At 75.8% G+C, this 3709-nt stretch carries 3 protein-coding genes; 1 reads left to right on the plus strand and 2 read right to left on the minus strand.

The features are described 5' to 3' along the window. The coding region (locus G5C65_RS33295) for an alpha/beta hydrolase (RefSeq protein WP_165302793.1) at positions 1–1530 on the plus strand (1530 nt) is incomplete at its 5' end. A 3-nt stretch (positions 1531–1533) separates the two neighbouring features. Here G5C65_RS33295 and hemQ read toward each other — a convergent pair. Beyond that, on the minus strand, positions 1534–2259 hold the full coding sequence (gene hemQ / locus G5C65_RS33300) for a hydrogen peroxide-dependent heme synthase (protein WP_165302794.1): 726 nt from the start codon (positions 2257–2259) through the stop codon (positions 1534–1536). 4 nt (positions 2260–2263) lie between these two features. Further along, the gene (hemG, locus tag G5C65_RS33305; protein ID WP_165302795.1) at positions 2264–3661 is read right to left on the minus strand and encodes a protoporphyrinogen oxidase; all 1398 of its coding nucleotides are present in this window, start codon (positions 3659–3661) and stop codon (positions 2264–2266) included. Between the last annotated feature and the right edge of the window lie 48 nt (positions 3662–3709).

A 3709-nucleotide genomic window follows, 5' to 3' on the forward strand; every position in this document is an offset into this window, starting at 1 on the left:
TATAAGAGACAGCCCCTCCCCCTCCCGCAGGCGCACGCTGCGGACGGCATCGAGTGGCGGAAGTGCCCGTCCGTCGAGCGCCTCCCCTCCCCCGTCGAGTGCGGCACCGTCTCCGTGCCCGTCGACCACGCGAAGCCGGACGGCGAGCGGATCGACCTCACCGTCAGCCGCATCCGCGCCACCGGCGAGCCCGGAGAGCGCCGCGGCTCGCTCCTCTACAACCCCGGAGGGCCGGGCGGCAACGGGATGCTGTTCCCGCTCTACCCCAGGGCGCTCGGCGGTGTGTGGAAGCGCCTCAACACCCGCTACGACCTGGTCGGCTACGCGCCGCGCGGGGTGGGCCGCTCCGCCCCGCTCTCCTGCCAGGACCCGCTGGAGTTCGTCCAGGGGCCCAACCGCTCCCCGCGCCGCCCCTCCCCCGCGTACAAGGAGGAGCGGAAGGCGCAGGCGGCGGCGTACGCCCGCGGGTGCGCCCAGGCGCAGGGCACCGAGCGGCTGCGGCACTACACGACGCCCGACAACGCCCGCGACCTGGACGCGATCCGCGCCGCGCTCGGCGAGCGCAAGCTGAACTTCCTCGGGGTCTCCTACGGCACCTATATCGGCGCCGTCTACGCGACCCTCTTCCCCGAGCGGGTGCGCCGCCTCGTCCTGGACAGCGTGGTCGACCCGTCGCCCGGCAAGATCTGGTACCGGTCGAACCTCGACCAGAACCCGGCGTTCGAACGCCGGTGGGGCGACTGGAAGGCGTGGGCGGCCCGGCACCACGGGACGTACGGGCTGGGCAGCACCCCGCGGCAGGTGCAGCGGGCGTTCGACGAGGTACGCGACGCGGTCGACCGGAAGCCCGCGGGCGGCACCGTCGGCTCGCGGGAGCTGCTGGAGTCGTACTTCGATGTGGCCTACGCCGACAGCACCTGGGACCGGCACGCGCGCGCCCTGGCCGCGTTCCGCGACGGCGACCCGGAGCCGCTGGCCGCGCTCGCGGCGCCGGGCGGGGAGAGCGGCGCCGGGGACGGCGCGGCCGACGCGGCCGACGCGGAGAACGGCAACGCCGTCTACAACGCCGTGCAGTGCGCGGACGCGCCCTGGCCGCGCGACTGGGCCCGCTGGGACGCCGACAACTCGGCCATGGCTCCCTTCGCGCCCTTCCTCACCTGGGAGAACGCCTGGATGAACCTGCCGTGCGCGCACTGGAAGGCGCCGTCGTCCCGCCCGCTGGACGTCCGTACGGAACCCGGTACGCCGCCGTCCGTCCTGCTGCTGGCCGCCACCCGCGACGCCGCCACCCCCTACGAGGGGGCGCTGGAGGCGCAGCGCCGGCTGTCCGGCGCCTCCCTGGTCACGGAGCGCGGCGCGGGCAACCACGGCGTCGCGGGCGGGAACGAGTGCGTCGACGCCCATCTGGAGCGCTATCTCCTCCAGGGCAAGACCCCCGGGGACCACGCCGACTGCGCGGCGCGCAGCGCCCCGCAACCGGAGTCGGGGCCGGCGCGGCAGGAGCAGGTACGGGGGAAGGGGCGGGGCTGACGCTCAGGCCAGGGAGTCGACCAGCTCGCCGACCGGCTTGCGGCGGCCCGTGTAGAAGGGGATCTCCTCGCGTACGTGCCGGCGCGCCTCGGAGCCGCGCAGATGCCGCATCAGATCCACGATCCGGTACAGCTCGTCCGCCTCGAAGGCCAGGAGCCACTCGTAGTCGCCGAGGGAGAAGGCCGGAACGGTGTTGGCGCGGACGTCCGGGAAGCCGCGGGCCATCCTGCCGTGGTCGGCGAGCATGGTGCGCCGCTCGTCGTCGGGCAGCAGATACCACTCGTAGGAGCGCACGAAGGGGTAGACGCTGACGTACGCGCGCGGCTCCTCGTCGGCGAGGAAGGCCGGGATGTGCGCCTTGTTGAACTCCGCGGGCCGGTGCAGGGCCATGTTCGACCAGACCGGCTCCAGCGCCCGGCCGAGCCGGGTGCGGCGGAAGCGGTTGTACGCGTCCTGAAGCGCCTCGCACGTCTCGGCGTGCCACCAGATCATCAGATCCGCGTCGGCCCGCATCCCGGAGAGGTCGTAGGTGCCGCGCACGGTGACGTCGGCGGCGGCCAGCTGCTTGAACAGCTCCTCCACTTCGTCCGCGTAGCCGGCCCGGTCCCCGGGAGCCTCGGGGAGCACTGCGCGCAGCCGGAAGACCGACCACATGGTGTACCGGATGACCTCGTTGAGGTCCTTGGCCTTCTTGCCCGCGTTGGGGGCCTTCTGCGGTGCTTCTGTCATGGCCTCATTGTCCCGCGCGCCCTCCGGGCGCGGCCGCCAGGGTCTCGTCCGCCGCCCGCTGCCCCGAGGCGACGCACGCGGGGATGCCGACCCCGTCGTACACGGCGCCGCACACCGCGAGCCCCGGCACGGCGCCGGCGCTCGCGCGGATCCGGGCGACGCGGTCGACGTGCCCGACCGCGTACTGCGGCAGGCCGCCGTCCCAGCGCGTCACCGCCCACTCCACGGGCCGCGCGGCCAGCCCGGTCGCGGCGCCCAGGTCGGCGCGGGAGAGCTCCACCAGCTCGGCGTCGTCGCGGCGCAGCACCTCGGCCTCGCCGTACCGGCCGAGCGAGGTGCGCAGCACGAACAGCTCCGGGTCCTGGGCCGCCACCCAGTCCCACTTGTGGCTGGAGTAGGTGGACGCCTTGATGCTCCGGCCGTCGACGGGCGGCACCAGGAACCCGCTGCCGCCGGGGAGCCGCCCGGCGGTGTCCGCGCGCCGGAACGCCATGGTGACCAGCGCCATCGAGGCGTACTCGACCCCCGCCAACTCGGCCGAGGCGCCCGGCGCCTCGGCCGCCAGCAGCTTGGCGGCGGCGGGCGCGGGAACCGCGAGGACGACGGCGTCGGCGTGCAGCGGGCCGGAGCCGGTGTCGGCGACCCAGCCCTCACCGCTGCGCGCCAGGCCGTGCACGGGGGTGCCGGTGCGGAGCTCGGCGCCGGCGGCGCGGCAGGCGTCGGCGACGGCGAGCGGGAGGCGGCCGAGGCCGCCGGCGATCCCCATGAAGACGGGCGCTTCACGGTCCCGGGCCTGCTGGGCGCGCTCCTGGAGGCCGCGGACCCCGGCGAGCAGGGAGCGCTCCTCGCGGGCCGCGGCGAAGAGCTGCGGCACGGCGGCGCGCAGCGAGATGCGGTACGCGTCACCCGCGTACACCCCGCCGAGCAGGGGGTCGACGAGGCGGTCCACCACCTCGCGGCCGAGGCGTTCGGCGACGTACGCGCCGACGGCGACGTCCTCGCCGACGGGGGTGCGCGGCAGCCGGGCGTCCTCCGCGATCCGGGCCAGGCCGTCCGGGGAGACCACCCCGCCGAGCGCGGCCGGGTCGCCGGGGACGCCCATCACATGGCCCTTGGGCAGCGGGCGGATCGCGTCGCGGGTCCAGAGCGCGCCCCCGGCGACGGCGGGCGGGGTGAGCGCCTCGCCGAGCCCGACGGCGCGCGCGAGGTCGACGCCCTCCGGGCGGCGGGCCAGCATCGACTCGGCGCCGAGGTCGACGGCGGCCCCCGCGACGCTGCCCGTGTACAGCTTGCCGCCCAGGCGGTGGCCGGCGTCCACGAGGGTGACGGCCGCGCCGCCCGTCTGGAGGCGGTGGGCGGCGGCGAGCCCGGAGATTCCGCCGCCGATGACGAGTACGCGCATGTCTCCGAGTCTCCCAGAGGCGCTGTCCTCCCCTCGCGCCCCTCCCCC

Source organism: Streptomyces boncukensis (genome assembly GCF_011045075.1).
Taxonomy (GTDB): Bacteria; Actinomycetota; Actinomycetes; order Streptomycetales; family Streptomycetaceae; genus Streptomyces; species Streptomyces boncukensis.